The following is a 25,456-nucleotide window of genomic DNA, read 5'->3' as shown; positions in this document are numbered from 1 at the left end:
GTGTCAGCTCTGGACGCCGAGGGCGGTCAGGTCGACTCCGCCGAGCACCTGCTGCTCGTAGACGTTGGTGAGGTGGGGGCCGCGGTAGAGCAGGTGGCGGACGTAGATCAGCGGGACCATGGTGGACTCGCCCATTTCCTTGGCGTCGATGGTGCGCCAGGTGCCGGCCGCCTCGGTGGGGTCGGACTGGGTGTCGGCGGTGTCCACCAGCTTGTTGATGTCGCTGTCGTCGAGGCCGGCGTAGTTGTTGGGGCTGCCGGGCTCGATCAGGGAGCGCAGGAAGCCGCCGCCGGTCGGCCAGTCGGCGGCCCAGCCGGTCAGCACCATGCCCCAGTTCTTGGCGCGCAGCTTCGCCGGGGACAGCAGGGTGGCGTAGAAGTCGCTGGTCTGCTCGGTCTGGATGGTGACCGTGATGCCGACCGCGGCCAGTGAGGTCTTGATGGACTGCATCACGTCGTCGATGCGCGGGGCGCCCTGCGGGCCGGCGAGGGTGACGTTGAAGCCGTTGGGGTGGCCGCACTCGGTGAGCTGCTGCTTGGCCTGGTCCGGGTAGGGCAGGCCCTGCGTGGTGCCGTACGGCGTCGCGTTCGGGTCGTAGCCGTCGGCGGTGGGCGGCAGCATGGTGGTGGCGACGTCGCCTCCGTCGTACTGGCCGCCGAGCAGCGCCCGGATCGACGAGCGGTCCACCGCGTACTGAATAGCGCGCCGGCACTGGTACGTGTCGAACGGGCGGACCGAGGTCTGGAGGCTGATGAAGCGGGTGGAGCCGGTGAACACCAGGTCCGCGTTCGCCTTCAGCGACGGGTCGTTGAGGATCTTGGTCTCGCCCTGGTCGGACAGGATGCCGGCGTTCAGGTCCAGGTCGGCGGTGCCGCCGAGGACGGCCTGCTCGACCTCCTGCTGGGTGTCGTAGTACGTGAGCCGGATGGTGTCCGGCAGCGCGGAGTGGACGGTGTCGGTGGACTGCTTCCAGTACGGGTTGCGCACCAGCGTCAGCGATGTGCCCGGGACGTAGCTGCCCACCTTGTACGGGCCGGAGCCGACCGGGTGCTTCTCGAAGTCCTTGCCGCCGCCGGTGTCGGCGGACGCGGGGATCGGCGCGCCCATGGACAACGCCAGCACGTAGCGGAAGTCGGCGAAGGGCTTGGCGAGGTGGAACACGATCGTGCTGTCGTCGGGTGTGTCGACCGAGCGCAGCCCCATCTTGTCCGGGTCGCTGTCCTTGTACGGGCCGGGGTAGTTCTGCTGCTGGTCGAGCAGGTCGACGAAGTAGGTGGGGCCGCCGCCGAAGACCCCGCGGTCGAAGGTGCGCTCGATGCCGTACTTGACGTCCTTGGACGTGATGGGCGCGCCGGTGTCGAAGCTGACCCCGGACTTGAGGTGGAAGGTCCAGGTCAGGCCGTCGGCGCTGACCTTGCCGGTGTCGGTGGCGAGGTCGGGCACGAGGGTGCGGCCCTTGTCGCCGGGCGCGGGCGCGTAGTCCACGAGCTTGCGCAGGTAGAGCCGCTGGACGTTCCAGGAGGGCTGGTCGTAGGTGGCGGCGGGGTCCAGCAGGTCGGTGCCGCCGTTCTTGACGGCGGCCAGCCGCAGGGTGCCGCCGCGCTTGGTGGAGGGGCGGATCACGCCGCTCAGGCCGCCGTCGTAGCCGGTGCCCTCCTTGCCGCCGTGCAGGGCGAGGGCGGCGGTGCGCAGGGATGTGGTGGGGCCGGGCGTGGGTCTGCTGTCGTCGTGGTGCTTGCCGCCGCCGGGTATGACGACGAGCGGGACGGTGACCGCGGTCGCGGCGACCGCCACGCCCGCGGCGGCCAGGATCCAGCGGCGCCGGCTGCCGCCCTGGGGCCGGTTCTCCGGCGTGGCCTGGATGTTCACCGGTGGCGGGGTGCCCGGCAGGTACGGCGGCGGCAGCGGGACCTGCGGGGCGCGGGAGTAGGCCGGGTGCTCGGGCTGGCGCGGGGGCGGCGGGGTGGCGTCGTGTACGGCGCCGGGCGGGGTCGCGGCGGCGGCCGGCCCGGGCCCGGCGGCAGGGGCCGCGGCGGGCGGGGTGGCAGGGGTCGCGGGTGCGGCCGGCGTGGCGGGCGTCGCGGGGCCGGCGGCGGGCAGGGCGGGGAGTTTGGCGCCGACGCCGTAGGTGAAGCGGGGGTCGGCGGGCCGCCGGTCCGGAGTCGGGGTGCCCGCGGCGCCGGGTCCGCGACCGGGGGCGCCGGGGTGCGGTACGGGGTCGGCGGCCGGTCCGCTGAGGGTGCTCGGGTCCGCGGTGACCAGCCAGGCCCGCAGCCGGTCCCGGAACGCGGCGGCGCCCGCCGGCCGGTCCGCCGGGTTCTTGGCGAGCGCGGCGAGCACCAGGGCGTCGAGTTCCCTGGGCACCCGCGGGTTGCGGGAGGAAGGCGCGGGCGGGGCGGTGTGGACGTGCCAGTACATCAGGCTCAGCGGGTTGCCGTCGGTGAACGGCGGCTTGCCGGTGAGGAGTTCGACCAGCACGCAGGCCACCGAGTAGACGTCGCTGCGTGCGTCGACGTCGGCGCCGTCGATCTGTTCCGGCGACATGTAGCTGGGTGTGCCGATGGCCGAGCCGGTGGTGGTCAGCCGCGCGTCGTTGTCCAGCACTCGGGCGATGCCGAAGTCGGCGACCTTGACCGCGCCTTCCGTGGTGATCAGGACGTTGCCGGGCTTGACGTCGCGGTGCACGGTGCCGTGGCTGTGCGCGTGGGCCAGCGCGTCCAGGATGTCGCAGGCGATGCGGACCGCCCGCTCGGGCGCCAGCATCACCTGGTCGCGGACCAGTTGGGCCAGGGTGATGCCCTCGACGTACTCCATGACCAGGTACGGCACGACGGTGTCGCCCTCGTGCACCTCGTCCTGGTCGTGGACGGTGACGATGCCATGGTGGTTGAGCGCGCCGGCCGCCTGGGCCTCACGGGCGAAGCGGCGCCGCGCGTCGGGGTCGCTGGCCAGCTCCGGCAGCAGCGTCTTGATGGCGACGGTACGGCCCATCCGCGTGTCACGAGCCCGCTGCACCCGGGCCATTCCCCCGGAGCCGAGCAGCTCCGCAAGCTCGTAGCGATCCGCGAAAAGCCCGTCTGCCATGCCTGCCCGTCCCTGCGCCCCGGCGCCTCGTCGGTTCGTTCCCCCAGCCCGAGCTGAGCACAGGCGCACGTCAACCCCGGTGCGCCGTGGGGCCGTTCGGTGCGCGCAGGAACAGCGTAAGGGGCGGCACCCGGCGTGGGTGCCGCCCCGGAACCGGTCGTTACACCGTTGTGGCGATCACGGGATCAGGCGGTCACGCCCCGCCGCCGGCGCCGGAGTTCGCCCGGCGGCGGCGGTTGGTCAGCACGAGGGCGACGGCTCCGGCCGCCACCAAGCCGGTCGCGCCGAGCGCGACATAGGGCATGGCCGAACTCGAGCCGGTCTCCGCGAGGTTGCCGCCGGGGTCGGTGCCGGTCCGGGTACGGCCACCGGTGCCGCCGCTCGCGGTCGCGCCGGCGGGGCCGGACGTACCGGAGGAGGACGAGCCGCCGGTGGCGCCGCTCGTGGAACCGCCCGCGGAATTGCCCGCCGAGTTGCCTGCGGAACTGCCGGAGGTCTGGCCGCCGTTCGCACCCGCGGACGACGTACCGCCGGAGCCCGTGCTGCCGCCGGACGATCCGGCCGTCGAACCGCCGGTCTGGCCCGTGGTGGTGCCGCCGCTGGTCGAGCCGCTCTGCTGCGGGGTGTGGCAGGTGGCCTCGGCCAGCACGACGTCGCCGGTGACGTCGGCCACGCCCAGGCTCAGCGGGTTGATGTGCACGTGCAGCCGCAGCGCGGTGGCCGCGGCGGTGGCGGATGTCGTGGTGGTGGGGGTCAGGTCCAGGCGGACCGTGCCGACCCCGGGGACCACGACGTTCGTGGTGCCGATCGCGTGGGCGGCGATGCGGCGGCCGAGGACGGTGACGCCGGCGAGCGTGGAGGAGGCGGTCGGGTGGGCGCCGACCCGGCAGGTGGCCCGGGAGGTCAGGGCGTCCACCTGGACCAGGGCGAGCAGCGGCAGTCCGGGGAGGTGGACCTGCGCGTCGGCGAGCCGGGCGAAGCCCTCGGCCTGCTGGTGGCCGGCGGTGGCGTCGGCGGTCGCGACCCGGGCCCGCAGCAGGCCGACCGGCCGGCCTGCCTCGACTCCGTGCCCGACGGTGACGGTCAGGGCGGTCTCCTTGGCGTCGGCCGGGGCCCGCACGTCGTCGAGCGAGACGTCGACCGGCACGTCAGCGGTCCGGCCGAGCAGCGAGACGTCCAGGCCGGCACGCAGCACGGTGGCGGTGGACGTGCCGCCCGCGGCCGGTCCGGCGGGCGTCGCCGAGGCGGGCGCGGCGCCGACCCCGGCGAGGCCGGCCGCCGCGGCCAGCAGCGCGGCCCCCGCGGCAACGGCCGGCGGACGGACGGCCGTACGGGCCCGCGGACGAACGGTCATGGTGTTGGTGCGGTACACGGTGGTGGAACTCCCCACGAGTGAACATGGCGTCCCCGGCGCGGCGCTGATTCGGGGACAGCAGCCAGGGGACTTCGACCCGGCCCATGTTTACGCACTGAGGGTGAACAGGCGGCTACACGACGCGAGTTCACTCATAGGGGTGGTTTTTCGTGAGCGCGGTCGGGTCTCGCGAGACGCACCGCGGTGCTGCGGGAATGCCCGGAGCGCGGGGTCCCCCAGAGCCTTCGGCCTGGGAGGTACCCCACCGGGCCGCGGATCGCCGCCGGCCCGAAGGGGCGGTTGCTGTCGGTCCGGACTTCCCGGCGCCAGCCGGATGATCAGCCGACGAGCGCGCCGCGCAGTACGATGCGACGCGGAGCGAGCAGCACCCGTACGTCCTCGCGCGGGTCCTCGTCGTAGACCACGAAGTCGGCCGGCGCGCCCTCCTCCAGCCCTTCGCGGCCGAGCCAGGCGCGCGCTCCCCAGGTGGCGGCGGACAGCGCGGCCACGGTCGGCAGCCCGGCCCGGACGAGTTCTTCGACCTCGGCGGCGAGCAGGCCGTGCGGCAGGCTGCTGCCCGCGTCGGTGCCGGTGTAGACGGGGATGCCGGCGTCGTAGGCGTCGCGCACGGTGTCGTAGCGGCGGGCGTGCAGGCCGCGCATGTGGTCGGCCCAGCGCGGGTACTTGGTCTGTCCGCCCTCGGCCAGCTTCGGGAAGGTGGCGATGTTGACGAGGGTGGGCACGATGGCCACCCCGTGCTCGGCGAACAGCGGGATGGTGTCGGCGGTCAGGCCGGTGGCGTGCTCGATGCAGTCGATGCCGGCGTGCACCAGGTCGGCGAGCGAGTCCTCGGCGAAGCAGTGCGCGGTGACCCGGGCGCCCTCCTCGTGCGCGGCGGCGATGGCCTCGGCGACCGCGTCCTTCGGCCAGCAGGGCGCGAGGTCGCCGCTGTCGCGGTCGATCCAGTCGCCGACCAGCTTGACCCAGCCGTCGCCGCGGCGCGCCTCGCGGCGGACGTAGGCGGTCAGGTCGCCGGGCTCGATCTCGTGGGCGAAGTTGCGGATGTAGCGGCGGGTGCGGGCGATGTGCCGGCCGGCCCGGATGATCTTCGGCAGGTCGGCGCGGTCGTCGATCCACCGGGTGTCGGTGGGCGAGCCCGCGTCCCGTACCAGCAGCGCGCCCGTGTCCCGGTCGGCGAGCGCCTGCTTCTCCGCCGTCCCGGCGTCCACCGCGCCCTGCTCCTCCAGCCCGATGTGGCAGTGCGCGTCCACCAGTCCCGGCAGCACCCACCCTCGTACGGTCCCGGCCGGCTCCGCGGCGGGCCGCCGGTAGCTGATCCGTCCGCCGACCACCCACATCTCGTCGCGCACGTCCTCGGGCCCGGCCAGGATCCGGCCGGTGATGTGCAGCACCTCGCGTTCAGCCATGCGGGCACTCTACGAGGATCGGCCGCGCGCCGGGACCGGCGGCCGGTGCCGGTCAGGCCGCGAGGCGGCTGAAGGCGGCGCGGTAGTCGGTGGGGGTCAGGCCGACCCGGCGGACCAGGTGCTGGCGCAGGGAGTCGGCGGTGCCCAGGCCGCTGGCGCGGGCGATCACATCGACCGGCAAGGTGGTGGTCTCCAGCAGTTCGCGGGCGCGGGAGACCCGCTGATGGAGCAGCCACTGCAACGGGCTGAGCCCGGTCTCGGCGTGGAAGCGGCGGGTGAGGGTGCGTACGCTCACCGCGGCGTGCCGGGCCAGGTCGGTCAGGGTGAGCGGCTGGTCGAGCCGGGTCTGTGCCCAGGCCCGGGTGCCGGCCAGCGAGGTGCCGTTCTCCGGCGGCAGCGGCGTGTCCGTGAACTGCGCCTGCCCGCCCGGCCGTACCGGTGGCACCAGCACGAGCCGGGCCACGGTGTTGGCGACAGCCGCGCCGTAGTCCGTACGGATCAGGTGCAGGCACAGGTCGATGCCCGCCGCATATCCCGAGGAGGTCACCATCTGGCCGTCCTGCACGAACAGCACGTCCGGCTGCATCACCACCGACGGGTACTTCTCGGCCAGTTCGCGCGTGTACGACCAGTAGGTGGTGGCCTGCCGTCCGTCCAGCAGCCCCGCCTCGGCCAGCAGAAACGCCCCGGTGCAGATGGACGCCACCCGCTTGCCCGCCGCCACGGCCTCCCGCAGCACGGCCAGCACCCGCGGGTCCGGCGTCAGCCGCGCCCCCGTCCCCGGCACGATCACCGTGTCCGCCCGCTCGACCGCGTCCAGCCCGTGCTCGATCACCAGGTCCGCCCCACCCGTCGTCGGCACCACCCCCGGCTCCGCCGTGCACAACTCCACCTCATAGCCCGCCCGGCCCGCCACCTCCACCTTCGCGAACAGCAGGTCCGGAACGGCCAGGTTGAACATCGACGCGGGCGGCGCCGCGACAACGGCGACCCGGTGCGGCTGCTGCTGCGGCTGCGGCTGCGCGTGCGGGCTGGTGACGGGCATGGCCAGAACCTCCGGGAGCATGGCATTCCGGCCGCTACTGTACGCGAACGCATCCATGCAGGCTGAGGCCATGTCGAGCAACCAGCCGAGCCGGTCCCCGCAGCCGAAGAAGCCCTACGATGCGCTTTCGCCGGCGCGGGAGCCGGGTGGGGGGCAACCGTCGTGTGACGCGACGCGGTTGACCGCGACTCCGGCAGAAGGTGGGATGGCCGCCGGGGAGGCCGAGCCCGCGGGGACGGCTGGGACGGACGGGTGCACGCCGGCCTGCGGGATGACCGGAACCGCCAAGCGCACGCCGGCCCCTGAGACCGGCGAACGCCCGGGCGGGTCGGCGGCTCGCGTTCTGTGGGCGGCGCTGCTCGGGTTCTTCCTGATCACGCTGGACGCCTCGGTGGTCAACGTGGCGCTGCCCGCGATGGGCCGCGAACTGCACGGCGGGCTGTCGGCGCTGCAGTGGGTGGTGGACGGCTACACGTTGGTCTTCGCGTCGCTGATGCTGAGCACGGGGGCGTTGTCGGACCGGATCGGGGCGGGGCGGGCCTTCGCGGGCGGGGTGGTGGTCTTCACCGTGGCCTCGGTGGCCTGCGGGCTCGCCCCGGATCTGGCGCTGCTGATCGGTGCCCGGGTGGTGCAGGGGGCGGCGGCATCGCTGACGTTGCCGTCGTCGCTGGCGCTGGTGCGGCAGGCGTTTCCGGACGCGCGGCGCCGGGCGCGGGCCATTTCGGTGTGGGCGACGGGTGGTGCGACCGCGGCGGCGCTCGGCCCGGTCGTGGGTGGCGCGCTGACCACTGCCTGGTCGTGGCGGGCGATCTTCTTCGTCAACCTTCCGGTGGGCCTGGTGGCGCTGCTGCTGGCGCCCCGGGCCGCCCGTTCGGTTCGCCGGCCGGTGCCGCTGGACCTGCCCGGGCAGGTGCTGGCCGTGGTGGCGCTGGGCGGGCTCACCTTCGCGGTGATCGAGCAGGGCCGGGCGGGGCTCGCCGCCCTGATCGCGGCGGTCCTGGCGACGGCCGGGTTCCTGGTGGTCGAGTCCCGGCACCCGCACCCGGTGGTGCCGCTGAGCCTCTTCCGCAACGCCGCCGTCGCGGTCTCCGTGGCCGCCGGCTCCGCGCTCAGCGTGGGCTTCTACGGTGCGCTCTTCGTGCTCAGCCTCTTCTTCCAGGAACTGCGCGGCCAGTCCGCGCTCGCCGCCGGGCTGATGTTCCTGCCCATGACCGGGCTGATCTCCACCGTCAACGTCCTGGCCGGCCGGGTCGCCGGCCGCTACGGGCCGCGGCGCCCCATGGCCGCCGGGCAATTCCTCATGATCGCCGGGCTGCTCCTCCTGCTCGTCGTCGGCCCCCGCACCTCCGCGCCCCTCCTGGCCGTCATGATGGTTCCCCTCGGCCTCGGCGGCGCCCTCGCCGTCCCCCCGCTCACCGCCGTCGCCATGGAAGCGGTCCCCGCCGACCGCGCCGGCCTCGCCGCCGGCGTCCTCAACACCGCCCGCCAGATCTCCGCCGGCCTCAGCATCGCCGTCTTCGGCGCACTCGTCTCCGACCCCGCACATTTCCTCCCGGGCATGCGGCTGGGGTTCCTTCTCTCAGCAGCACTTCTCGCCCTTACCTCGACGGCAACCCTCCTGGCCCTCCGCCAGCGATCCGGGTGACCGTCCGGGAGCACGGTGCCTGCTCGGGCCTCCGGCGGCACCCCGCCGTTGTGCCTTGCGGCACGGTGCCGAGTGCCGGTGCGTTGTGGCTTGTCGCGCAGTTCCCCGCGCCCCTTGATGGTTGCCGTACTCCGCGATGTGCGGCTGGCGCCGCGTGGGCGCGACAAGCCACCCACGTGCCGGCACCCCGGCATCGCACCGAACCCGCCACCCCGGAAGCCGCAACCCCGCTCCCGGCGGAAGCTGGAGAAAAGAGAAGCCCTTACCGCTGGGAGAGGCAATGCCCGGAAAAGCCGCGCAGACGCACTTCAGGGTTCGCCGTGCGTATGACGACCCCGCCCCCGACGACGGGGTGCGGGTATTGGTCGATCGGCTGTGGCCGCGGGGGCTGGCCAAAGAGCGCGCGGAAGTCGATGAGTGGCCGAAGGAGCTGACCCCGTCGGACGAGCTGCGCCGCTGGTATCACGCGCATCCGGAGGAGTACGACGAGTTCGCGAGCCGCTACCGGGTGGAGCTGACCGACCCGGGGATGGCCGAGGCGACGGGGCGGCTGCGGGAGGAGGCCGCGCACGGGCCGGTCACCCTGTTGACCGCGGTGAAGGACCCGGAGCTCAGCCACGTACCGGTGCTGCTGGACCACCTGCGGGGGCGGTGACGCTCGCGCAGGTGGTCCGGCCCCGTAAAAAAAACCGAACCGCTAGGAGAGGACCCCGTCGACCCGGCGCCGCAGCCCCGCCGGGTTGTCGTCGCGCAGTTCGGGCGGGAGGAGGGCGGGAGGGGTGTCCTGGTAGGCGACCGGGCGCAGCCAGCGTTCGATGGCGGTGGCGCCGACGGAGGTGGACGTGGAGGTCGTGGCCGGGTAGGGGCCGCCGTGGTGCTGGGCGGGGGCGACGGCGACGCCGGTGGGCCAGCCGTTGACCAGGACCCGGCCGGCCAGGGCGGTGAGCCGGGCGAGCAGGTCGGCGGCGCCCGCGTCGGAGGCGGAGCCGGAACCCTCGGCGGCGGACAGGTGCGCGGTGGCGGTGAGGTTGCCCGGCAGCCGGTCGAGTACGGCGTCGCGCTCGGCCGCGGAGCCGTACCGGACGAGCACGGTCAGCGGCCCGAAGCACTCCTCGATGAGCAGGTCGTACGCCCCGTCGGCGGTGAGTTCGGCGGCGGGGACGGCCAGGTAGCCGGGGCGTACGCCCAGGTCGCCGTCGGCTCCGGCGGGGACGGGCACGGTGACGGCGGGCAGTTCGGCGCGGGCCGCGGCGCCCTTGAGGAAGTTGTCGCGCATGCGGGAGTCGAGCAGGACACCGGCGGGGGCCTGCTCGGCGGCGGAGGTGAGTGCGGCGGCCAGCCGGTCGCCGTCCGGGCCGTCGGGCACGAGCACCAGCCCGGGCTTGGTGCAGAACTGGCCGCTGCCCAGGGTGAAGGACGCGGCGAGCCCGGTGCCGATCTGCTCGGCGCGTTCGGCGGCGGCGGCCGGGGTGACGACGACCGGGTTGAGGCTGCCGAGCTCGCCGTAGAAGGGGATGGGCCGGGGGCGGGCCGCGGCGGCGTCGTGCAGGGCGCGGCCGCCGGGGATGGAGCCGGTGAAGCCGGCGGCGGCCACCAGGGGGTGGCCGATCAGCTCGATGCCGGCCTGGAAGCCGTGCACCAGGTTGACGACGTCCGCGGGCAGCCCGGCCTCGGTGGCGGCCTGCCGCAGCAGGTCCGCGACGAGCGCGGAGGTGGCCGGGTGGTCGGGGTGGGCCTTGACCACCACCGGGCAGCCGGCCGCCAGGGCGCTGGCGGTGTCGCCGCCCGGCACGGAGAAGGCGAGCGGGAAGTTGCTGGCCGCGTAGACGGCGACGACGCCCAGCGGGACCTTCCAGCGGCGCAGGTCGGGCCGGGGGATCGGGGTCGCGGCCGGGTCGGCGTGGTCGATGATCACGTCGAGGAAGGCGCCCTCGTCCACCACGTCCGCGAAGGCCCGCAACTGGTAGGCGGTACGGGCGAGTTCGCCGGTGAGCCGGGGCGTGCCGAGGCCGGTCTCGGCGTCGGCGACGGCGACCACCTCGTCGGCGGACCGCTCCAGCAGCCCCGCGGCGCCGCGCAGCAGCCGGGAGCGTACGCTGCGGTCGGCAAGGGCGGGCAGGGCGGCGGCCGCGGCGCGGACGGCGGCGTCGACCTCCCCGGCCGTGGCCTCGACGGCGACCTGCTCGCGCCGCTTCCCGGTACGAGGGTCGACGCTCCAGACTGGTACTGCCACCGCAATAACCTCCGTCCTGCATTGTGGGCACCGCTCACCAGGGCGTTCTCTATACTGAACGATGTCTCCACATGTGAATTACTCCGTCGGGAGCCTACGTCCGCGCCTCCCGGCCGAACAAGAGGGGTCTGACGCGATGGCTGCTGCCGAGGGAGCCGGTTCCCAGGTCAAGTCCGCGGTCCGCACGGTGGAACTGCTGGAGTTCTTCGCCGGCAGCCCCGGCATGCACAGCCTGGCCGCGGTCCAGGAATCGCTCGGCTACCCCAAGTCCAGCCTGTACATGCTGCTACGCACCCTGGTCGACCTGGGCTGGATCGAGACCGACGCGACCGGTACACGCTACGGGATCGGGGTGCGGGCGCTGCTGGTGGGCACCTCGTACATCGACGGGGACGAGGTGGTGGCCGCCGCCCGGCCGACGCTGGACCGGCTGTCGGACGACACCAGCGAGACCATCCACCTGGCCCGGCTGGACGGCACCAGCGTGGTGTACCTGGCCACCCGGCAGTCGCAGCACTACCTGCGGCCCTTCACCCGGGTCGGCCGCCGGCTGCCGGCCCACTCGACCTCGCTGGGCAAGGCGATCCTGGCCACGTACACCGACGAGCAGGTACGCAAACTACTGCCGGAGACCCTGGAGCCGCTCACCGAGCACACCCACACCGACCGGGAGAAGCTGATCGAGGAACTGGGCCGGATCCGCGAGCAGGGGTACGCGGTGGACCGCGAGGAGAACACCCTGGGCTTGCGCTGCTTCGGCGTCGCGGTCCCGTACCGCACGCCCGCGCGCGACGCGGTGAGCTGCTCGGTGCCGGTGGCTCGGCTCACCCCGGACCACGAGCAGATGATCAAGGACACGCTGTTCGACGCCCGTGACCGGCTGCTGCTGGCGACGCGGCGCCTGTGAGCAGGCCGTCCGGGCCTCTCCTCGCGCACAGGCCGGCTGCGTAGGGTCGGTGGTATGACCACCCATGAATCCGCGCACGAAGCCGCCCGGGAAGACAGCCGGGACGACGGACTGGACGCCGACGGCCTGGACGCAGCCCCCCGCCCCGCCGACGACCGCGAGACGTTCGCCCGGCGCGCCTCCTCCTTCGGCGGCGTGGCCGCCGCGTACGACGAGCACCGCCCCGACTACCCCGAGGCCGGGCTGCGCTGGGCGCTGGAGCCCGCGCTCGCCGCGCCGGGCCGGGTCCCGGACGCGCCGCTGCACGTGCTGGACCTGGGCGCCGGCACCGGCAAGCTCAGCGCCGGCCTGCTGGCGCTCGGCCACCGGGTGACCGCGGTGGAGCCGGACCCGCAGATGCGCGCCGCGCTGACCGCGGGCCTGCCGGCGGTCACCGCGCTGGCCGGGGGCGCGGAGGAGATACCGCTGCCGGACGGCTCGGTGGACGCGGTGGTCGTGGGGCAGGCGTTCCACTGGTTCGACCAGTCGCGGGCGCTGCCGGAGATCGCCCGGGTACTGCGGCCCGGCGGTTCGCTGGCCGCGCTGTGGAACACCGACGACGACCGGGTGGAGTGGATCGCCGGGCTCGGCAAGGTGGCCGCGAGCCGCGTGTCGTTCATCGACTGGTCCCCGCAGCGGGGCATCCAGCAGCACCCGGCCTACACCACGGTCGAACGCGCGGACTTCCCGCACCTCCAGCCGCGTACCGTCGAGTCCCTGATCGCCACGGTCGCCACCCACTCCCACGTCCTCATCCTGGACCCGGCCGACCGGGCCGACCTGCTCGGGCAGGTCCGCGACTACCTGCTGTCCCGCCCGGAGACCGCGCGGGGGACCTTCGACCTCCGGCTCGTCACCCGCGTCCAGCGCTGCGTGCGCCTGCCCTGACCGGCGGCCCGGCGCGGAATCCGTCCCGACCTCTGCCCACGGTGGCTACGCACTGCTACGATCTCGCCGCGCCGCGTGGCGGGAGGACGCAGGAAGAGGTGACCGTGGGCACTTCGGTCGAAGCCGGGGAAGCCGACGCCGGAAAGTCCACCGGGGACGACGCGGGTCAGGCCGCCGCCGCGTTCCACGAGTTCTTCGAGCGGCACTACGCGGAACTCGCCCGGCTGGCCCACCTGCTGACCGGTGAGGCGGACGCCGCGGACGACCTGGCGGCGGAGGCGCTGGTCGCGCTGTGGCGGCGGTGGGACCGGGTGATGGCCGCCGAGCACCCGGTGGCGTATGCGCGCGGGGTGGTGGCCAACCTGGCCCGCTCGCGGATCCGCAGCGCGGTACGCGAGCGCCGCCGGGTGGCGCTGTTCTGGTCGCAGCGCCCGGAGCGGGTGGAGGGCCCCGATCTGCCGGCCGTCCTCGACCTGCGCGAGGCGCTCCAGCGGCTGCCGTTCCGCAAGCGGGCCTGCGTGGTGCTGCGGCACGCCTTCGACCTGTCGGAACGGGACACCGCCGAGGCGCTGGGAATCTCGGTCGGTACGGTGAAGAGCCAGACGTCGCGAGGAGTCGCGGAGCTGGAACGGCTGCTGACCCCGCAGGGCGAGGCGGCCCCGGCGTCCCCGGTGCCGCGGGCGCTGCTCAGGGCCCGCGGCGGTGCAGCCGGGGGCGGTACGGCAGCGGGTGACAAGGCCCGTACGCGTACGGGACGGAGAGTGTGATGGCCGAACTGCCGGAGCGGCTGCGGGCCGCGGCCGACGCGCACCGGCCGGACCGGGAACGCATGCTGGCCCGGGTGGAGCGCGGCATGGCCGAACCCGACGCGCCCTCCGGCGGCCGGCGGCCGGGCCGCGGCGACCGGCCCCCCGCGCCCTGGGCCAAGGTGGCCGCGGTGACCGCGGCGGTGGCCGGGGCGATCGGGGTCGGCGCGCTCGCGGTGACCACGACCGGCGGGACCGCCACTCCGGAGCGGTCCGCGGTGACCGCCACCGGCGCGCCCTCCCCGCGGCCGACGACGCCCACGGCAGCGGCTTCCGGCGCGCCCGGACGGGCGACCGCCCACGCGCACGCCGGCACCGCGACCTCCGCCTCCGGGCATCCGGACACCGTCCGCCCGCACTCCCCCGCCGCCCACCACAGCCCGGCTCCGCCCGCCGACGGCCGGGCCCCGGTCGGCGGCGGCCCGTCCGCCACGCCCGGCACCACCGCCCCGCAGGCCCCGCCGGCCGGGTCGGCCGGCGCGCTCACGGCGACCGGCACGGTGAACGGGCAGAGCTACGACTGGGCGGAGAACGATGTCACGGTGACCGTCACCGAGCCGCTGACCCGTCTGACGGTCGAGCTGCGGGTGGCGCTCACCCCGGGCGTGAGCAGCGCCGGGCAGTTCTGCTCGGGGTCGGCGCAGTCGCAGACCACCGCCGCCCAGGCCACCGAGAACGGCTACCTGGTCTACCGCTGGGCGCTGAACCCGGGGCAGACCCTTCAGCCGGGCACGTACACATTCGCCGGCCAGTACCACCACGCCGGCGGCCGGCGGAGCACCGCCCGCGACGACTACGCCGTGGCCGGGACCGGCCCGAACGGGGCGGCGGGCGTGGCCGACGGCGCTTTCTGACCGGACCTGTTGGCATCCGGTGGCTCCCCGGGTCTGGACCCACCGGCAACGGCCCGGAAATATTCCCTTCACCGCGGCAACCTCCCCCGCCCCGGCGGCGACTTGGGGGTGCGCGCGGCTCCTGACACACGGCCGGGCGGGCCCGGGGCGCGGCGGTACCCCCATGATCGCCGCTCCCCGGCCCTTCCGCACCGCCGGTCAGGTCAGGGCCGCGCGCACCGTTTCCAGGTCGGTGTCGCTCGCCAGTCCGGCGTGGTACAGGCGCAGTTCGGTCGCGCCCAGGGCGGCCGCGTGGGCGGCGTCCCCGGCGAGCGTGCCGGGGCTGCCGCCCATGCCGGCCACGACCGTGAAGTTCGCGGCCAGCACCGTGTCCGCGCCCGCGTGTTCGGCGGCCGGACGCAGCACGGCCTCGCGCTGTGCCGGGCCGCCGGTGCAGGGCAGCACCAGGCCGTCGGCGTGGCCGAGGATGTGCGCCGCGTCCACACCGGCATTGGCGCCGCAGCGGTACGGTGCCGGGTCGGCGTGCATCAGCACCTGGAAGCCGGCCGGGGCCGCCGCCCGGACCGCGGCGATCACCTGCTCCTGGAGCGAACGCGCGGTGGCGGTACGCCAGTCGAGGGTGAGGGCGGTCAGCTCCGGGCCGAGCAGCCTCTCGATGCCGGGCACGCCCTCCTCGGCCGAGCCGCCGGCCGCCCACACCGGCGCCAGGGCGCCGCGCACGGCCCCGCTCACCTGGTCCGGGTCGGCGCCGAGCCCGGCGTAACCGGCCCGGCAGACCGGGCAGAAGCACAGCGACATCAGATACGTCGCCGCGTCGCCGAGCGGCACTCCGCCGATCTTGTCGTGGGCGTGCAGGTGGGCCAGGCCGTACCAGCCCAGCGACTCCAGTTCGGTGCCGCTCGCGCCGGGCCGTACCGCGGCCTCCACCGCGAGGTCCACCAAGTAGGCGCGTACTTCGGGCCGGGCGATGCACGGCGCCCAGGGGTAGCAGTCGCCATGGGCGTTGACCACGCTGGTGTCCGGATGCTCGGCGCCCAGGCGGGAGTTGTGGGCGAGCACCACCCAGGTGTGCACGTCCAGGCCGGCCGCCCGCAGCGCCGCGGCGGCGGCGCCGTACGGGTCGGGGCCTTCGGCCCAGTCGCCCGCCGGGTGCGGGCGCAGCGGCCGGTCCTGCCAACGGCGCTCGTCCACCGGGTAGTACACGGCGGCACAGGGCGCGGTCACCACGCGGTGGCGGGGGTGACGGGGGGTCAGCGCCCGGGTGGAGTGGTAAGCGGCGGCCAGGGTGACCTGTTCGACGCCGAGTGCGGCGACGCGGTCCGCGGCGGCGGGGTCCCCCAGGACGTCCCAGGGGTAGAGGAAGGCGGAGGCGCGCACGGCGGCCGGCCCGGCGGTCAGTGGTCGCCGAGCAGGGACAGGCCGTGCTCGATCAGCTCGGCCAGTTCCTTGACGTGCGCCGGCGCCGGTTCGGACAACGGCGGGCGGACCTCGCCGACATCGGTGCCGCGCAGCCGTACGCCCGCCTTGATCAGCGAGACCGCGTAACCGCGGCCCTGGTTGCGGAGGTTGACCAGCGGCCGGTAGAAACCGTCGAGCAGCCGGTTCACGGTGGCGTCGTCGCCGGTGGTGAGCGCCTTGTGGAAGGCGAGCGCGATCTCCGGCGAAAAGGCGTACACCGCCGAGGAGTAGAGGGTGACGCCGATGCCGCGGTAGGCCAGGCCGGTGAGTTCGGCGGTGGGCAGGCCGTTGAAGTACAGGAAGTCGCCGCCGGGCAGTTCGGTGCGCACCGCGCTGATGATGCGCTGCATCAGGTCCAGGTCGCCCACACCGTCCTTGAGGCCGATGATGCCGGGCACGCGGGCGAGTTCGACGACGGTCTCGGGGGTGAAGACGGCGTTGTCGCGCTGGTAGACGATGACCGGCAGCGAGGTGCCGGCGGCGAGCGCGGTGTAGTGGCGCAGCAGGCCCTCCTGGTCGGCCACCACCAGATACGGCGGCATGGCCAGCAGGCCGTCGGCGCCGGCCTGTTCGGCCGCGGCGGCGTACTGCACAGCGGTGGCGGTGCCGTAGCCGGCGCCGGCGACCACCGGGACCCGGCCGTCGGCGGCCTCGACCGCGGCGCGTACGCAGGCGCCGAACTCCTCACGGGTCAGCGCGTGGAACTCACCGGTGCCGCAGCAGGCGAAGACGGCCGCCGCGCCCGCGTCCACGCCCGCGCGCACATGGCTGCGGAAGGCGTCGAGGTCGAGGCCGCCGTCGGGGCCGAAGGCCGTCACCGGGAAGAACAGCAGGCCGTCGAGGCGGTCGGCGAGTGCGGGTGAGGTCATCGGGGTCCCCTCTGCGCCAGCGCGGGATGTGCGCTCTTATGATTGATGTCCATATTCATGAACGCTGCCACGCTAGGCGAGAGGCGCGGCACGGGTCAAGCGAACAGCTTGTCGGCGGGGGGCCACGATGTCCGCCTTCGCGTCCACATCCATGAATCACGTCCACGCATATACTCGACTCCGCCCGTCCGCCCGTGCCCGCCGACCGAGGAGACCCCGCCATGCCCGCTCCCCGTACCGTCCTGCTCACCGGCGCCGCCGGGGGGCTCGGCACCCTGATGCGCGGACTGCTCCCGTCGTACGGCTACGACCTGCGGCTGTTCGACATGCGGCCGGTCGAGGGCGCGCCGGACGCGATCACCGCGGACCTCGCCGACACGCAGACCCTGCGGGCGGCGGTGCGCGGGGTGGACGCGATCCTGCACCTGGCCGGGATCTCCCTGGAGTCCAACTTCGACAAGATCCTGCGGGCCAACATCGAAGGCACCTACAACCTCTACGAGGCCGCGCGCGCCGAAGGCGTACGGCGGGTGGTGTTCGCCTCCAGCAACCACGCCGTGGGCTACACCCCGCGGCCGCAGGGCGACGACCCCCTCATCCCGATCACCACCCCGCGCCGGCCCGACACCTTCTACGGGCTCTCCAAATGCTTCGGGGAGGACCTGGCGCAGCTCTACGCCGACCGGCACGGCATCGACACGGTCTCCGTCCGGATCGGCTCCTGCTTCCCCGAGCCCACCACCGTCCGCATGCTCTCCGTCTGGCTCTCCCCCGCCGACGGCGCCCGCCTCTTCCACGCCGCCCTCACCGCCCCCGTCTCCGGCCACACCGTCGTCTACGGCTCCTCCGCCAACACCCGCCTCTGGTGGGACCTCACCCCCGCCCGTGCCCTCGGCTACTCCCCCCAGGACGACTCCGAACCCTTCGCCGCGCGCCTCCTCTCGGAACAGGGCGACCTCGACCCTTCCGACCCGTCCCACGCGAACCTGGGCGGGGCTTTCTGCACGGAGCCCCCGGAGTGGCCGTACTGATTTTCGTGCGGGTTCGCCGGGCTTGGGGTGCGGGGGCGCTGGGGGCCGCAGGCCCCCCAGAACCGCCGCGGAAGCGTGGGGCCGCAGGCCCCGGCGCCGCCCGGCGGCGGTGAGCCCGGGGGCTCGGGGGCCGCAGGCCCCCGGTGCCTGCCGGGGAGGCCAGGGGGCGTGGGGGGCCGACGGGCCCCCCGAACCCGCCGCAGCGGTGATCAGCCACGATGGCGGGGGGCGGCGGTGCCGAACCGGCCGGAAGGGGTCGGCCCGCACCCCGGGCGAGGGTCACAAACCGGCCAAGCGCCCAGGATCGCTCGCCCAAGCCGGGGAGACGGCACGGGTAATGGAACCGCAAAGCCAGGCCGGTCGTTACGTGGAACATGACCGCAATGACGCCTGGCTCGAATGTGCCCCTGCCGTTCGCCCGTGTGACGGTGGAGGTCGCCGCACCCGCGCGGCTGGATGTCTCGGGCCTGCTCCTCACCGCTGACGGCAAGGTGCGCTCGGACGACGACTTCGTCTTCTACAACCAGCCGCAGGGCCCCGGGGTGACGCACCGCCCGGGCGGCGGTTCGGCCCCGGACGCGATCGTGGTGGACACCGCCGCCGTGCCGGCCGGGATCGAGAAGATCGTGGTGACGGCGAGCATCGACGGCGGCGGGGCGTTCGCCGGTACGACCCCGACGGCCACCGTCCGCGGGACCGACGACGGCCAGGTGATCGCCACCTTCGAGCCGACCGGGCTCGGCCCGGAGACCGCGCTGGTGGTCGTGGAGGTCTACCGCCGGGGCGGCGCCTGGAAGCTGCGCGCCATCGGGCAGGGGTACGCCAACGGTCTGGCCGGCATCGCCACCGACTTCGGGGTGAGCGTGGACGAACCCGCCGCCCCCACCACCGCGCCGACGGCCCCTGTGACCGCGGCCCCGCCGCCGTCCGGCCCGGCCGCCACGCACCTTCCGCCGCCGCCCCAGGCCGCCCCGCCCGTACCGGCAGCTCCGCCGGCGCCGCCCGCACCCCCCGCGGCGCCCTCGGCCCCCGGCCGGATCAACCTGGACAAGGGCCGGGTCAACCTGCGCAAGAACGAGACGGTCTCGCTGGTCAAGGCGGGCAAGCCGCTGCTGTCCTCGGTACGGATGGGCCTGGGCTGGGAGCCGGCGTTCGGCGGCCGGGCGATCGACCTGGACGCTTCGGTGATCGCGTACGGCCCGGACCGCGGCCACCTCGCGACCTGCTACTTCGGCCGGCTGATGGTGCTGAACGGCGCGATCCAGCACTCCGGGGACAACCTGACCGGCCAGGGCTCGGGCGACGACGAGGCGATCACCGTCCACCTGGGCGGCCTGCCGCCGGAGGTCACCGGCCTGGTCTTCACGGTCAACTCCTATTCCGGGCAGAAGTTCAACAAGGTCGCCAAGGCGTACTGCCGGCTGCTGGACGCCACCAGCGGCGAGGAACTGGTCCGCTTCGACCTCACCCACGGCGAGGCCCGCACCGGGGTCCTGATGGCCAAACTGGTCCGGCAGTACTCCGGCGAGTGGGAGATGACCGCGCTCGGCGAGTTCGTGGACTCCCGCACCGCCAAGGGCATGGTCAAGCCGGGCGCGCAGGCGCTGTAAGCAGGACGGTGAGCGAGGACGGCCGCCCCGGGTCCGCATGTCCGGGGCGGCCGTCTCGTACCGGGAGTGTGGTCAGCAGTCTCCCGGTTGCCTGCGCCAGGGGCCGGTGATGGCGAGCATGATGCCCGGCACCTGGATGTTGGCGAAGAGCGTACGGCCGTCGGGCGAGAACGTCACGCCGGTGAACTCACTGTATTCCGGGGCCTGTTCGGTGCCGATGTTGAGGTCGTTGCGGGCCAGCGGATAGGTGCGGCCGTCCTCCAGCGCGCCGAACAGGTGCTGGACGCCCTCGCCGTCCTCGGCGACGATCAGGCCGCCGTAGGGCGAGACGGTGATGTTGTCCGGGCCGTCGAAGGGGCCGTCCGGGCCGTCCGCGGCGGGCGTGGTGTTGACGCCGAGCAGCAGCTTCAGGGTGAGGGTGCGCCGCGAGGGGTTGTAGAACCAGACGGCGCCGTCGTGCTGCGCCGGGCTCTCCGCGCGGGCGTAGGAGGAGACGATGTACGCGCCCCCGTCCGCCCACCACATGCCCTCCAGCTTGCGCGCCCGGGTGACCTGGCCCGCCGCGAACTGCTTGCGGACCGAGGTCTGGCGCGCGTCCCGGTCGGGCACCTCGATCCAGTCCACGCCGTAGACCGTGCCGATGCGGGTGGCGCGGGACAGGTCGTCCACGAAGCGGCCGCCGGAGTCGAAGCAGCGGAACGCCTGGAGCATGCCTGCGTCCGGGGCGAGTTCGGCGAGCTGCCCGCGGCCGGGGCGGAAGCCGGCCGGCGGGGTCCAGCGGTAGAGCAGGCCGTTGGGGTTCGCGGCGTCCTCGGTGAGGTAGAAGTGGCCGCGCCCGGGGTCGACCACGACGGCCTCGTGCGGGTACCGGCCCAGCGCCTTGACCGGCTGCGGGGCGTGCCGCGGCGTGTGCTCGCGCGGGTCGACCTCGAAGACGTAGCCGTGGTCCTTGGTCATGCCGTTGACGCCGGCCCGGTCCTCGGTCTCCTCGCAGGTCAGCCAGGTGCCCCACGGGGTCGTGCCGCCCGCGCAGTTGGTCGACGTGCCGGCGATTGCGACCCGCTCGGTGACCGGGCCGCCCTCCGGCCAGTGCCGGGGCAGCTCCACCACGGTGCAGCCGCCGGACGCCGCCGGGTCGTACACGAGCCCCTCGGCGAGCGGCACCGGATACGGCCACGAGGCGCGCGGCCCGCCCAGCTCGTGGTTGTTGACCAGCACAGTGGCGCCGCGCTCCCCCTCGAAGGCGGCGGTCCCGTCGTGGTTCGACGGCGTCGACTCCCCGCTGACCAGCGACGTCACCCCGGTACGGGTCACGACCCGGTACGAGAAGCCGGCCGGCAGCGCGAGGAGCCCCGCCGGGTCCTCGACCAGCGGCCCGTACCCGGCCCGCACTCCCTCGCCGTCCCCCCGTTCATCGGCGGCGAGCGCCCCCGGCGCCGTGGCCAGCACGTCCACGGCCCCCACCAGGACCACTCCCGCCCCGGCCACCGCAGAACGCTGCACGAAGTCCCTCCGGCTGAGCGCCACGACGGCTCCCCTTCCCCTCACGCTGACCCCACACCCTCCGGCGGCAACGCTCCTTGCCTCCGGCGAACCCCGGGTGAACTCCGCACGTCCGTTGGGCGGCCACCCCCGTATCAACCCAATAATTCGCAAAGGACAAGCCAAGTAAGGTTCAGTTGGGCGGAGCTGGGGCCCTTGATGCGGCTGCGCCCCGGCCAACCGCCTGCCGGCGAGCGGGGAACAGATCCGGGAGCGGTGGCGTGGGCGCACGGGTGTGAGGCGGGCGCGAGGAGTCCGCCCCTGCCCGGAGCAGGCGGCACCGGGGGCCGCAAGCCTCGACAGGAGTGCGGGGGCCCGCAGCCCCCGACAGTGCCGAATCGGCCGCAATGCCTGACCCCACACTGAGCAAGCCGGCGCCGGAAAGCACAGGCAGCGGAAGCGCAGGGCTGGAGGCGTAGCGACGCAAGGAGCCCGGCGCCTGGTCCGAATCAGGCGGGACCAGGGCCGCAGACCCCGACGGGGGCCGGGGGGCCGACAGGCCCCCCAAACCGCCGCAACGACGACCAGCCACAACGACGCGGACCGGCGGCACCGAACAGCCCACACGGGGTAACCGCCCGCCGCCGGGCGATGGGTGCGGGTCCGGCCCGTGCGCCGGAAGAGGTGAACCGTGCGTCAGTCGGTCAGGCCATCCCGGGAGCGGGCCTTGAAGGCGGCCTTGCGGGCGTCCTTGGCCGCTTTGCGGTCGGGGTGGAGGCGGCCCATCGCCTCGAGGACGTCGGCGGTGGCGGGGTGGTCGATACGCCAGGCGATCTCGAAGAAGCCCTCGTGGCGGGCCACGAGATCACGGACGAGGTCGGCGAAGGCCTCGGCCTCTTCCTGGTCCTCGTCGGCGGCGAGCTGTGCGGCGAGGGTGTCGATGGTGAGCCAGAAGACCATGTCCTGGTCGGGGGCGGGGACATCGGCGGAGCCGATCTCGGTGAGCCAGACCCGGGCGAGGCCGCCGAGCTGCCGGTCGTCGAGGACGTCACGGACCGCGGGCTCGGCCTCGGCGCCGAGAAGGGTGAGGGCCTGCTGGCAGATGAGACGGCGCCGCGGGGCGGCGGCGTCGTCACCGCGGCCGGCGGCGAGCAGCTCACGCGCCGCCTCCGCGGGCTTGCGCGCGGCCAGCCACATCTCGGCCTCGGCCCGGGCGGAGTGCTCGGGGTAGCCGACCAGCGCGTCGAGCAGCTCACCGCCCGGCCCGGCGGCCAGGTCACCGAGGGCCGGCGCGTGCGCCCCCGCGTCGATCAGCCGCTCGCGCATCCCGTGCAGGCCCAGCGGCGTGAGCCGGACCAGGCCGTAGCGGGCGATCTCCGCGGGGTCCAGGTCCTCCCCGGCCGGCAGGTCCGGCACGGCGTCGTCGTCCTCGATCAGCGCCTCGTCCACCGGCCGGTAGTCCAGCAGCCCGGTGGGCGCGATCAGCCGGAAGTGGTCGTCGAGGCGCAGCATCACCTCGGTGACCTCCTCCAGGACCGCGTCGCTGGGCTGCTCCACGTCGTCGGGCACGACCAGCGACGCGGCCAGCACCGGCAGCGGCACGGTCCCGGCGGGCGAGCCGTCCCCGGCGCCGCTGCCGTCGTCCATGGCGGTCAGCGCGTAGAGGTTGGCGAGCGCGGTGTCCAGGAACTCCGCCTCCTCGTCCGGGTCCCACTCCATCTCGTCCAGCATCAGCTGGTCCTCGTCGCCGAGCGTGGCGCGCAGGCTCTCGTAGTCCGGGGAGGCGGCCTCGGCGAGCGCGGACTCGGCCGTGACGAGCCAGATGTCCAGCACCTCGGCCGGATCGCCGGCGGTGATCCGCTCGTACGCCTCGCCTGGCTCGGCCCGCCCCGCCGCCTCGCCGGCCGGCGTGGTGTCCTCGGCGTCCTCGTCGATCCGCAGCACGAGCAGCCCGGTGTCCACGGCCGCCCCCCAGGCCTGCGCGGCGTCCGCGAGGCCGTCCTCGTCCTCGCCGGTGGGCAGGCCGAGTTCCTCGGCGGCCAGCACCAGATCGGCGTCGAGCAGTTCCCCGGCGGCGTCCACCGCGCGGTGCGGCGCCGCCCATCTGGTCAGCCGCAGCGCCCGGTCGAGCAGCGGGGCGGCCAGCGCCAGTCGCGCCAGGTCGTCCGCCGGGAGCAGCCGCACCGGCGGCAGGACGAGAGGACTTGCGGACATGGACGGGCTCCCATTCGGCGTGAGGACGTGCTGGGGGGATGAGCGGATGCGTACGGGGTCGGGCGCGCGCGTTTCCCCGGACCGGAGCGCCACGAATGCCGCGAACCGGGCCGGCCGCCACCGGGTCCGGCGGACGCGCGCTATCAGCGTATTGCCTGTCCGGCGTGTCCCCGGGCCCCGGGGCGGCCCCGCCGCGGCGGAATGTGCCGCGAAAGGGGGCGAATGCCGAGGTCAGTGCGTCGTGTGGCGAAGACATGACGGACCGGGTGTCAGCAGACCATACGCGGCTCCAGGCCCACCGGATCGGGCAACCGGTCCCGGTAGGCGGTGGTGACGAAGTCGAGGAAGGCGGCGATGTCGGCGGCGTTCGTGGCCAGGCCGAGGGAGACCCGGACGGCGCCGCCGGAGGGCAGGCCACGTCCCGCATGGCCGTACCCCCCTTTTGATCCCCTTTCGCCCAGCATGGCACCGCCCGGGCGGTCCGGCAGTGTGTACGAAAAGGGAACGTGATTGCGTGCGGGCACGCGGCCGTGACGGGCCTGACGCCGTACAGTCATGGATACGTACGGGACACGGCCGCGTACGGGACAGGGCGTACGGGACGACGTCCGGGACGCGAGGGGAACTGCGACGGGGGGCCGCGCATGCGGGAGATCACGACCGAGGCCGAGTTGCGCGAACTGGTCGGCGAGCCGCATCCGCGCGACGCGGGCAAGGTGCGGCGCGAACTGGAAGCGCTGGACCGGGAGTTCCTGGCCGCGGCGCCGTTCTGCGCGGTGTCGACCGCGGGGGCGGACGGTTCCTGCGACGTGTCACCGAAGGGCGACCCGCCCGGCTTCGCGCTGGTGCTGGACGAGCGCACGATCGCGCTGCCGGAACGTCCGGGCAACCGCCGCGCGGACGGCTTCCGCAACATCCTGGCCAACCCGCACGTCGGGCTGCTGTTCCTGGTGCCCGGGCGCGGCGACACCCTGCGGATCAACGGCCGGGCCCGGCTGCTGCGGGACGCGGACTTCTTCGACCGGATGACCGTCAAGGGCCACCGCCCGGCGCTGGCGCTGCTGGTCGAGATCGACGAGGTCTTCTACCACTGCTCCAAGGCGTTCCTGCGCAGCGCGCTGTGGAAGCCCGACTCCTGGCAGCCTGACGCGGCGCCCTCCCGGGCCCGCATCGCCCACGCCCATGAGCGCAAGGAACAGCCGCTGGAGGAGCTGGAGGCCTACTACGGGCCGTCGTACGGCGCCAATCTCTACGGCTGAGACGGCTGAGAGGGCCGGGACCGCCGGACCACCGCGTCCCCGGAAACCGTCCCCGGGGACGCGGTGTCCGTGCCCGCCTCAGTCGTTGGCGTGCAGCGCCTCGTTGAGGCCGCCCCAGGAACCCTTGCGGGACAGCACCTCGACGGTGCCGGTGGTGGAGTTGCGGCGGAAGAGGAGGTTGCTCGCGCCGGAGAGCTGGACCGCCTTGACGATGTTCCCGTCGGGCAGGGTGACCCGGGTGCCGGCGGTCACGTACAGGCCGGCCTCGATCACGCAGTCGTCGCCGAGCGCGATGCCCAGGCCCGATTCGGCGCCGAGCAGGCACCGCTCGCCGATGGAGACGATCTGGGTGCCGCCGCCGGACAGGGTGCCCATGATGGACGCGCCCCCGCCGATGTCGGTGCCGTCACCGACGATCACGCCCTGCGAGATGCGGCCCTCGACCATGGAGTTGCCGAGCGTGCCGGCGTTGAAGTTGCAGAAGCCCTCGTGCATGACGGTGGTGCCCGCGGCCAGGTGCGCGCCGAGCCGGACCCGGTCGGCGTCGGCGATCCGGACCCCGGCCGGCGCCACGTAGTCGGTCATGCGCGGGAACTTGTCCACGCCGTACACCGCCAGGTGCTGCCCCTCGGCGCGGGCGGCGAGCCGGGCCGCCTCCAGCGAGCCGACCGGGACCGGGCCGATCGAGGTCCAGGCGACATTGGCCAGCAGGCCGAACACGCCGTCCAGGTTGAGGCCGTTGGGGCGGACCAGGCGGTGGCTGAGCAGGTGCAGCCGCAGGTAGACGTCGTACGTGTCCAGCGGCTTCTCGTCCAGCGAGGAGATGACGGTACGCACCGCGACCACCTGCACACCGCGCCGCGGGTCGGGGCCGAGCGCCTTGGGGGCGGCGGCACCGAGGGCTTCCGCGGCCTGCTCCGGCGTGAGCCGCTCGGTGCCCGCGGGGCCCGGTTCCGCGGCCAGTTCGGGGGCGGGGTACCAGGTGTCGAGGACGGTGCCGTCGTCGGCGACGGTGGCCAGCCCATGGGCGAGGGCACCGGTGGGGCGGAAGTCGTTCATGCGGTTCACGCTACACGGACGGTCGCGGCCCGGCGTTCCCGTACCGAGGAGCGGTACGGCGGTAGGACCGGAGGCCGGGAACGGCCGCCGCGCGGCCCGCACCCGGAAGTCCGCGGGCCGGTCGGGACGGCGGCCGAACACCGGCCTGCTCGCTCAGCCGGCCGGCGGCCGCGGGCCGGCGGTCCAAGGAAC

Annotated in this window: 20 protein-coding genes; 9 read left to right on the top strand and 11 right to left on the bottom strand. The window is 74.3% G+C overall.

Features of this window, described 5'->3' with window-relative positions; all coding sequences use genetic code 11:
* Positions 1–3: 3 nt before the first annotated feature.
* The 4 genes from ITX44_RS14030 to ITX44_RS14015 all read right to left on the bottom strand — a co-directional run bounded on the left by ITX44_RS14030 (position 4) and on the right by ITX44_RS14015 (position 6,910).
* Positions 4–3,084, bottom strand: coding sequence for an ABC transporter substrate-binding protein (locus tag ITX44_RS14030; protein WP_205357489.1), 3,081 nt, complete (start codon positions 3,082–3,084; stop codon positions 4–6).
* A 193-nt stretch (positions 3,085–3,277) separates the two neighbouring features.
* On the bottom strand, positions 3,278–4,474 hold the full coding sequence (locus ITX44_RS14025) for an SCO1860 family LAETG-anchored protein (protein ID WP_307795261.1): 1,197 nt from the start codon (positions 4,472–4,474) through the stop codon (positions 3,278–3,280).
* Between the two features lie 302 nt (positions 4,475–4,776).
* Positions 4,777–5,865 carry an amidohydrolase family protein gene (locus ITX44_RS14020; protein WP_205357488.1) on the bottom strand — a complete coding sequence of 363 codons (1,089 nt, stop codon included), beginning with the start codon at positions 5,863–5,865 and terminating at the stop codon, positions 4,777–4,779.
* Between the two features lie 52 nt (positions 5,866–5,917).
* Complete coding sequence (locus ITX44_RS14015) at positions 5,918–6,910, bottom strand: GlxA family transcriptional regulator (protein ID WP_236060507.1); 993 nt, start codon at positions 6,908–6,910, stop codon at positions 5,918–5,920.
* Positions 6,911–7,181: 271 nt separating this feature from the next.
* On the opposite strand from ITX44_RS14015, the gene ITX44_RS14010 reads away from it, so the two are divergent.
* Together ITX44_RS14010 and ITX44_RS14005 are read left to right on the top strand one after the other, a co-directional pair.
* Positions 7,182–8,555 carry an MFS transporter gene (locus ITX44_RS14010; protein WP_205357596.1) on the top strand — a complete coding sequence of 458 codons (1,374 nt, stop codon included), beginning with the start codon at positions 7,182–7,184 and terminating at the stop codon, positions 8,553–8,555.
* Positions 8,556–8,835: 280 nt separating this feature from the next.
* The gene (locus ITX44_RS14005) at positions 8,836–9,210 is read left to right on the top strand and encodes a DUF488 domain-containing protein (RefSeq protein WP_205357486.1); all 375 of its coding nucleotides are present in this window, start codon (positions 8,836–8,838) and stop codon (positions 9,208–9,210) included.
* 42 nt (positions 9,211–9,252) lie between these two features.
* Here ITX44_RS14005 and ITX44_RS14000 read toward each other — a convergent pair whose 3' ends face one another.
* Positions 9,253–10,788 carry an aldehyde dehydrogenase (NADP(+)) gene (locus ITX44_RS14000; protein ID WP_205357485.1) on the bottom strand — a complete coding sequence of 512 codons (1,536 nt, stop codon included), beginning with the start codon at positions 10,786–10,788 and terminating at the stop codon, positions 9,253–9,255.
* 136 nt (positions 10,789–10,924) lie between these two features.
* Here ITX44_RS14000 and ITX44_RS13995 point away from each other — a divergent pair, with 136 nt between their 5' ends.
* The 4 genes from ITX44_RS13995 to ITX44_RS13980 all read left to right on the top strand — a co-directional run bounded on the left by ITX44_RS13995 (position 10,925) and on the right by ITX44_RS13980 (position 14,282).
* Complete coding sequence (locus tag ITX44_RS13995; protein ID WP_205357484.1) at positions 10,925–11,695, top strand: IclR family transcriptional regulator; 771 nt, start codon at positions 10,925–10,927, stop codon at positions 11,693–11,695.
* A 54-nt stretch (positions 11,696–11,749) separates the two neighbouring features.
* Complete coding sequence (locus ITX44_RS13990; protein WP_205357483.1) at positions 11,750–12,622, top strand: class I SAM-dependent methyltransferase; 873 nt, start codon at positions 11,750–11,752, stop codon at positions 12,620–12,622.
* 104 nt (positions 12,623–12,726) lie between these two features.
* Positions 12,727–13,389, top strand: a complete 663-nt coding sequence (locus ITX44_RS13985) for a SigE family RNA polymerase sigma factor (RefSeq protein ID WP_205357595.1) — start codon at positions 12,727–12,729, stop codon at positions 13,387–13,389.
* Entirely contained in the window at positions 13,389–14,282 is an 894-nt protein-coding gene (locus ITX44_RS13980; RefSeq protein WP_205357482.1) for a hypothetical protein, read from the top strand. The genes ITX44_RS13985 and ITX44_RS13980 overlap by 1 nt, the downstream gene beginning before the upstream one ends.
* 198 nt (positions 14,283–14,480) lie before the next feature.
* On the opposite strand, the gene ITX44_RS13975 is transcribed toward ITX44_RS13980, so the two are convergent.
* Complete coding sequence (locus ITX44_RS13975; RefSeq protein ID WP_205357481.1) at positions 14,481–15,659, bottom strand: hypothetical protein; 1,179 nt, start codon at positions 15,657–15,659, stop codon at positions 14,481–14,483.
* Positions 15,660–15,676: 17 nt separating this feature from the next.
* Entirely contained in the window at positions 15,677–16,609 is a 933-nt protein-coding gene (locus tag ITX44_RS13970) for a 5-dehydro-4-deoxyglucarate dehydratase (protein ID WP_205357480.1), read from the bottom strand.
* 221 nt (positions 16,610–16,830) lie between these two features.
* On the opposite strand from ITX44_RS13970, the gene ITX44_RS13965 reads away from it, so the two are divergent.
* Both ITX44_RS13965 and ITX44_RS13960 read left to right on the top strand, forming a co-directional pair.
* Positions 16,831–17,640 (top strand): NAD-dependent epimerase/dehydratase family protein, encoded by an 810-nt coding sequence (locus ITX44_RS13965; RefSeq protein WP_205357479.1) that lies wholly within the window; start codon positions 16,831–16,833, stop codon positions 17,638–17,640.
* Positions 17,641–18,023: 383 nt separating this feature from the next.
* Complete coding sequence (locus ITX44_RS13960) at positions 18,024–19,250, top strand: TerD family protein (RefSeq protein WP_205357478.1); 1,227 nt, start codon at positions 18,024–18,026, stop codon at positions 19,248–19,250.
* Positions 19,251–19,322: 72 nt separating this feature from the next.
* On the opposite strand, the gene ITX44_RS13955 is transcribed toward ITX44_RS13960, so the two are convergent.
* The 3 genes from ITX44_RS13955 to ITX44_RS13945 all read right to left on the bottom strand — a co-directional run bounded on the left by ITX44_RS13955 (position 19,323) and on the right by ITX44_RS13945 (position 23,410).
* Positions 19,323–20,777: an alkaline phosphatase PhoX gene (locus ITX44_RS13955; protein WP_205357477.1), complete on the bottom strand. Its 1,455-nt coding sequence runs from the start codon at positions 20,775–20,777 to the stop codon at positions 19,323–19,325.
* 651 nt (positions 20,778–21,428) lie between these two features.
* Complete coding sequence (locus tag ITX44_RS13950) at positions 21,429–22,946, bottom strand: hypothetical protein (RefSeq protein ID WP_205357476.1); 1,518 nt, start codon at positions 22,944–22,946, stop codon at positions 21,429–21,431.
* 269 nt (positions 22,947–23,215) lie between these two features.
* A complete protein-coding gene (locus tag ITX44_RS13945; RefSeq protein ID WP_205357475.1) occupies positions 23,216–23,410 on the bottom strand; it encodes a hypothetical protein in 195 nt (64 codons plus the stop codon).
* A 180-nt stretch (positions 23,411–23,590) separates the two neighbouring features.
* Here ITX44_RS13945 and ITX44_RS13940 point away from each other — a divergent pair, with 180 nt between their 5' ends.
* On the top strand, positions 23,591–24,205 hold the full coding sequence (locus ITX44_RS13940; RefSeq protein ID WP_205357474.1) for a pyridoxamine 5'-phosphate oxidase family protein: 615 nt from the start codon (positions 23,591–23,593) through the stop codon (positions 24,203–24,205).
* 78 nt (positions 24,206–24,283) lie between these two features.
* On the opposite strand, the gene dapD is transcribed toward ITX44_RS13940, so the two are convergent.
* Positions 24,284–25,264: a 2,3,4,5-tetrahydropyridine-2,6-dicarboxylate N-succinyltransferase gene (dapD, locus tag ITX44_RS13935; RefSeq protein ID WP_205357473.1), complete on the bottom strand. Its 981-nt coding sequence runs from the start codon at positions 25,262–25,264 to the stop codon at positions 24,284–24,286.
* Positions 25,265–25,456: the final 192 nt, after the last annotated feature.

The sequence above is a fragment of the Actinacidiphila acididurans genome (assembly GCF_016918855.1).
Classification (GTDB): Bacteria; Actinomycetota; Actinomycetes; order Streptomycetales; family Streptomycetaceae; genus Actinacidiphila; species Actinacidiphila acididurans.
The sequence above is the reverse complement of the archived record's forward strand: the minus strand, read 5'-3'. Positions and strand labels throughout refer to the sequence as shown.